This is a genomic window from Thauera butanivorans NBRC 103042 (assembly GCF_001591165.1).
Taxonomy (GTDB): Bacteria; Pseudomonadota; Gammaproteobacteria; order Burkholderiales; family Rhodocyclaceae; genus Thauera; species Thauera butanivorans.
The window spans coordinates 23,247-29,371 of the sequence record NZ_BCUG01000064.1 but is presented as its reverse complement, the minus strand read 5'-3'; the positions used below and the strand labels follow the sequence as shown (position 1 = coordinate 29,371).

At 59.6% G+C, this 6,125-nt stretch carries 3 protein-coding genes and 2 pseudogenes; all 5 read left to right on the top strand.

The genetic code is table 11. The features are described 5' to 3' along the window. Positions 1 to 2,000, top strand: a pseudogene (locus TBU01S_RS19985) (DEAD/DEAH box helicase family protein); the annotation flags it as partial. 25 nt (positions 2,001 to 2,025) lie between these two features. Next, a complete protein-coding gene (locus TBU01S_RS19980) occupies positions 2,026 to 2,700 on the top strand; it encodes a hypothetical protein (protein WP_068639256.1) in 675 nt (224 codons plus the stop codon). After that, a complete protein-coding gene (locus TBU01S_RS19975) occupies positions 2,700 to 3,476 on the top strand; it encodes a sensor histidine kinase (RefSeq protein WP_068639255.1) in 777 nt (258 codons plus the stop codon). Before TBU01S_RS19980 ends, TBU01S_RS19975 begins: the two co-directional genes overlap by 1 nt. 151 nt (positions 3,477 to 3,627) lie before the next feature. Further along, positions 3,628 to 4,544, top strand: a pseudogene (locus TBU01S_RS19965) (IS3 family transposase); the annotation flags it as partial. 127 nt (positions 4,545 to 4,671) lie between these two features. Beyond that, on the top strand, positions 4,672 to 6,117 hold the full coding sequence (locus TBU01S_RS19960; RefSeq protein WP_157659226.1) for an IS5 family transposase: 1,446 nt from the start codon (positions 4,672 to 4,674) through the stop codon (positions 6,115 to 6,117). The last annotated feature ends 8 nt before the right edge of the window (positions 6,118 to 6,125 follow it).

Here is a 6,125-nt window from a genome sequence, read left to right as displayed (position 1 = left end):
ATTTCCTGGCCGACTTCCTGAACAGCGAAGCGCAGATCAAGAGCTGGCTGACCGACCTGATTGCGGACAAGGCGCAGATTCTGGACGCCAAGGGTAACAATATCTTCAGCGGGCGCTTCACACCCTTGATGGGCTTCAGCGGTCGTGTGGACGAGCTATACGCCGACATCTTGCTACGCGTGTTCAATGCCTCCGCCAAGCAACGGCTGAAGCTGGTCAACATCAAAAGTAGCAAAGGCGAGCTCGCCTTGCGCGTGGGCGATGCCGATCCCTTTGGCCTTATCAACATCGGCGACGATGCGGGCTTCTTCGGGATGGCGGAGGACGTAGAGGCCTTCGATAGCGAACGCGACGACTTCGGCGGCGCGCTGTTCGGCACGCTGAACAACAAGGACAGCCGCCTCAACGTGCTGATCGGCTCGCGCAAATTCACGGAAGGCTGGAGCAGTTGGCGCGTGTCCACGATGGGCCTGCTAAACATGGGCCAGGGAGAAGGCTCGCAGATCATCCAGTTGTTCGGACGCGGGGTGCGCCTCAAGGGCAAGGGCTTCTCGCTCAAGCGCACCTTGCCGCAGGACCGGCCCAAGGGCGTGCATCTGGACAAACTGGAGGCACTGAACATCTTCGGCGTGCGCGCCAGCTACATGGCTGCGTTCAAGGACTACCTGCGCGAGGAAGGCATCACGCCCAGTGACGAAGTGCTGGAACTGGACTTCCCGACACGGGCCAACCTGCCGAAGGGCAAGCTCAAGACCTTGGCGCTGAAGGATGGCTACAAGGACAACCAGAAACTTGGGTTCAAGCGCACGCACTTTCCGTGGCTGTACGAAATACCCACGCAGTTTCAGGGCAAGATCAAGCCCCCCCATGTGGTACTCGACCTGTACCCGCGTGTCGAGGCGCTGTCCAGCAAGGGCAAGAGCAGCCCATCACCCACAATCCAGGCTCGCCACGAAGGCAAGCTTAATCAGAAGCTGTTCCCGGCGTTCAATTGGGATCGCGTCTATCTGGCCTTGCAGGATTACAAGCTGCAACGCAGCTGGAGCAACCTGCGGCTGGAACGGCAGAAACTGATCGACTTCTGTGCGGGCACGCAGGATTGGTACACGCTGTTCATCCCGGCGGCGGAACTGAACGTGACGACCTTTGCCGACATCCGCAAGCAGGAAGACATCCTGCTCCGACTGCTGACGGACTACACCGACCGCTTCTACAAGGCCCTGAAGACGGGCTACGAAGGCCAGTTCTACGACATCACCCACATCGATGAAGATCACGGGTCAATGCTCAAGCTGTACCAGTTCGAGATCGAGAACAGCGACGACGGTCTGGAGTATCAGGCGAAGCTGGAAGTGCTGAAGAAGCTGGTGGCGGACGGCAAGATCGGAGAGGCCAGCAAATGGAACGCACCACACATGGTCGCAATCAGCTTCGACCGCCACTTGTACTACCCGCTGCTGGCATTGGAGGACAAGGATGCGGTGCCGCTGAAACTGCGTCCGCTGGCTTTTGACGCGCCGAGCGAATGGGAGTTTGTCCGCGATCTGGAGACGTTCTACAACTCCAGCGAAGGCAAGGAAGCGATTGGCCCGCGCAGTCTGTACCTGCTGCGCAATGCGGATCGGGAAGAGAAAGGCCTGGGCTTCGCGCTGGCGGGCAACTTCTATCCGGACTTCCTGCTGTGGCTGGTGGACGATGCCAGCGGCAAGCAGTGGCTGACGTTTGTCGATCCGAAGGGGCTGCGCAATCTCGATCTTTCGCACCCCAAGCTCGGCCTTTACAAGGAGGTCAAGACGCTAGAGGCGACGTTGAACAAGCAGGCCAAGCCAGGGGAACCAGGTCTGGTGCTCAATGCCTTCGTCCTGTCGCCTACCAAGTTCTCCGACCTGTTGAACGTCGGTGACCCGACCAAAAAGCAAGACCTGGAAGATCGGCACGTCCTTTTCATGGAGGACGGTCGGGACAAGTACCTGGGCGGGATGTTCGCTCGAATCGTCTGACGACCCATATCTTCAAGGAGAACCTATGTTCCGCACCTTTAGAACCCCGGAGCCGCTCAGCTCGATTGGGCAGGAATCCATCGACATGGCAGAGGCCAAACGTCAGGTGGAGATTGCCGTCCTCGACGACAACCCTTTCGCGCCAAAGGAGGCGCTGCTGCATCATAAATTTCGCGTCGTTGAGCTAGGGCCTGACATCAGGTCTCTGGATACGGTGTCGACGTTTCCAATCATCGTGTGCGATGTGGCGGGTGTCGGTCGTGCTTTTGGCAGCAGCCTGGAGGGAGCACACCTTGTGAACGAGATTCGCAAGGCTTACCCCGACAAATTCCTCATCGGCTACACGGGCCAGACTCACAGCGTTGCCACAACCAATGCGCTTACCGCCGCCGACAAGCGCATGGCGAAGGACGAGAGCATCGAGGCATGGGTCAAAAATCTCGAGGTTGGTATGAATGAAGTGGTTAACCCTCGAAATCGCTGGATTCGCATGCGACGAGCTTTGCTTGAGCGAGGCGTAGAGCTGTTCGATGTCTTCAAGCTGGAGCAGGCTTTTATCAAAGCGGTGCGGCAGCGAAAGCCGGACGTTCTGGCCAATCAAGCGCGAGAGCTCGGGGTCACGCAGGAGATCAAAGACCTAATTATCAAGTTCTCTGCTACGGCAGTGGCAACACTGATCAGCGCAACTTTGGGGGTCTAATGCGTTACGACAAACAGAACCGCAGGTTGGCACAGCGCGATGCCGAGATCGCAGAACTGAAAGAGCAGAACGCGCGACTTGCGTCCGAGGCCCTTCACGTCAAGGAGATCTTGGACAGCACGCTTCATGAAGTCCGCAGGTTCAGCGCGCAACTGACCAAGTTTGCGGAGCGTCTCAGCAGGGATACGGAGGGGCAGACACAACTCAACCAGGCTGCGTTGTCCATCTTTTACACAGCGGGCATGATCTCCTCCCGGTTGGCCTACACCGACATCGAGCTCAATCCCCGTGCGCTCGAAAGTCAGACTGTGATCCGGTCCGGGATCTACAAGAAGTTTGACAAGGCGAGACGAATCTTGGCCGAAGAGGCTCGTGATAGGGGCGTGACGTTTCAGCTGAATGGCGAGTCGAGGATCGAGATTGATACCCTTCCAGTCTTTGAACTTTTGCCGTTCGTCCTGCTTGAGAACGCGGTGAAGTACTCGCCGAGGAGCCAGGTCGTGACCGTCGGATTTGAGCCCATCGGTGGGCGCCAAACAGTCACCATCACATCCGTTGGCCCCGCGGTTGCAGATGCGGAGCTGCCGCACCTTTTTAAGAAGGGCTATCGTGGCGCTCAAGCGGCTGGCTTGCCGGGTGAGGGGCTTGGGCTGTTCTTGGCCAAACAGGTCTGCAGGTTCCACGACATCCAGATACGTGCCGAGATCGGACGCCGTAACCTCTACCAGATGGGTGGCATCTCGTACTCAGAGTTCCGAATCGTTCTGCAATTTTGAGCATTGGAAAACCGCAACGCTGTTTCATTTATGCAGATCGACCTTTCAGTCTGACCGGGCGCTACGTACCGTGCACGCGGGGCCTGGGTAATCCCCGGCAAATAGGGGCGCTCAGAAGTAGAATTTTCTCGGATCGAGGGAGTTCTACAAGATGAAGACATCGAGGTTTTCAGACAGCCAGATCATCGCCGTGCTCAAGCAGGCGGAGGCTGGCAAGCCGGTTCCGGAGTTGTGCCGGGAGCACGGCATCAGCTCGGCGACGTTCTACAAGTGGCGGGCCAGGTTTGGTGGCATGGATGCGTCGCTGATGGCGCGGCTCAAGGAGCTCGAAGTGGAGAACGCTCGGCTCAAGAAGATGTATGCAGAAGAACGGCTCAAGGCAGAGATCGTGAAGGAGGCCCTCGAAAAAAAGTGGTGAAGCCATCTCGCCGGCGTGAGATGGCTTACCAGGCCGTGCAGCAGCGCGGCGCGCGCATACGCGTGGCGTGTGCGGCATTCGGGATCAGCGAAACCTGCTACCGCTACCAGGCGAAGTGCTCGGCCGAGAATGCCGAGATCGCCGATCACTTGATCCGCCTGACCCACAACCAGCGCAACTGGGGCTTTGGCCTGTGCTTCTTGTACCTGCGAAACGTGAAGGGCTACCGCTGGAATCACAAGCGGGTGTATCGGATCTATCGCGAGCTCGAGCTCAATCTGCGCATCAAGCCGCGAAAGCGGATCGTGCGCGAGAAACCCGAACCGCTGGCGGTACCCAAGGCGATCAATCAGTGCTGGTCGATGGACTTCATGCACGATCAGCTGGCCGATGGGCGCAGTTTCCGACTGCTCAACATCATCGACGACTTCAACCGCGAAGCGCTCGCCATGGACATCGATCTGTCCTTGCCCGCCGAGCGGGTCGTGCGCGCGCTCGAACAGGTGATCGAATGGCGAGGCAAGCCAACGGCGATCCGCAGCGACAACGGACCGGAATATGTCGGCAAGACGCTGACCGAGTGGGCACAGAAAAACGGTGTTCAGCTCAATCACATCCAGCCCGGAAAGCCGCAGCAAAATGCCTACGTCGTCGGCCCTGAAGAACCATCCCAGCCCTTTCTCCGTGCGGGCGGAGTGCCCCTGAGTCCTTGCGGAATCTTCCAGTTTCCAGTGCAATCGCATTCACTTTCTGGAAGATTTGGAGCGCAGATTTGCGATGACGACCCCGGATTTTTTCCGCGCCCGACTTGATGCAATGATCGATCCGCACCACCCGCTCGCGGTATTGGCATTGCGCATGCCGTGGGTCGAGATCGAATCGGCGCTTGCGCCGTGCTTTGCCCGCAAGGACCGCCAAGGGCGGCCGATCCCAGGTCTTGATCTGTTTGGCCCGACCCTGCAGGTAGTGGGCGCAGGTACGAGCCCGGCAGGTCGCCCGCGCCTGCCGATCCGGTTGATGGTGGGGCTGCTGTATCTGAAACACGCGTTCGGCCAGAGCGACGAGAGCGTCGTTCAAGGATGGGCGGAGAATCCGTACTGGCAGTTCTTTTGTGGTGGCGAGTATTTTGAGGCCCGATTGCCTTGCGACCCGAGCGGCCTGACGCGTTTTCGTCGTGTGCTGGGGGACGCGGGCGTAGAAGAGCTGCTGGCCAAGACCATCGAAACCGCGGTGTCGCTGAAGGCCATTGCTCCGAAAGACCTGGAGCGGGTCATCGTCGATTCCACGGTGCAGGAGAAGGCCATCGCCTTTCCCACCGACAGTCGGCTGCTCGACGTGGCCCGGCGCAAGTTGGTGCTGATCGCCAAACGCGCTGGCGTGGTGCTGCGCCAGACCTTCGATAAGGAAGGCCGCAGTCTCAAGCGGCGGGCCGGTGGCTACGCTCACGCCAAACAGTACCGGCGCCTGAGCCGGGTGCTCAAGCGCCAGCGGACGATCCTGGGCCGGGTCATGCGCGACCTGGAACGGCGTCTGCCGGAGCTTGCCGACGGCATGAAAGAGATTGCCACCCTGTGGCTCGAACGTGCCCGGCGCATCCACACCCAGCGGCCCAAGGACAAGAACAAGCTCTACGCCCTGCACGCACCGGAAGTCGAATGCATCGGCAAGGGCAAAGCGCGCCAACCCTATGAATTCGGCGTCAAGGTGGGCATTGCCACCACCGAGAAAGGCAACCTGATCGTCGGCGCCCGGGCCTTTCCCGGCAACCCCTACGACGGCCACACCCTTGCCGAGCAGATCGAGCAAGCCACGATCCTGATGCAGGACGTCAAAGGCGCCCCGAAGCCCCACACCGCTATTGTTGATCTGGGCTATCGGGGCGTGGAAGTGCCAGGGGTTGAGATCATCCACCGCGGCCGGATCAAGAGCCTGAGCGCCAAGGCGCGCCGACTGCTCAGACGCCGTCAGGCGGTGGAGCCGGTGATCGGGCACCTGAAGGGCGATTGTGGATTACGGCGGAATTGGCTCAAAGGATCGGAAGGAGATGTGCTGCACCCGGTGCTGTGCGCCGCCGGGTACAACCTGCGCTGGTTGATGCGGGCAGTGGTCCGCCTGGGGCTGAAGGCGCTTTTTGCGCTCTGCGTGCTGGTTGGGATGCTTGGGCGGAGGGGCAGTGACAACGCTGCCTGGCCGCTTGGCGAGCGGCTCGGTGTGGAAAATTGAATATTTCA